Annotated in this window: 1 pseudogene; it reads left to right on the forward strand. The window is 24.1% G+C overall.

The features are described from left to right. Positions 1 to 232, forward strand: a pseudogene (locus ELQ12_RS10155) (tRNA 2-selenouridine synthase); the annotation flags it as partial.

Raw genomic sequence — 232 nt, forward strand, 5'->3', positions numbered from 1 at the left:
TCTTGCAAGTAATTATGGTGGAATTTATATCTTTGATAAAAAAATAAGAGAAGAGATATTGGAAAATGAAAGAAAGATAAAAGAATATAATCAATGGATTAATAATATATCTGCTTCTGATGAAGAGTTAAGAGCTAATATTAAAAAGTATGATGTAGAAAAAAAATTCCCTCAAGTCCTTTCTAATGGTTGTAAATATTATCGTAATGATTATAATTATGATGTAGATGAT

It is taken from the genome of Campylobacter sp. US25a (assembly GCF_004379075.1).
Classification (GTDB): domain Bacteria; phylum Campylobacterota; class Campylobacteria; order Campylobacterales; family Campylobacteraceae; genus Campylobacter_D; species Campylobacter_D jejuni.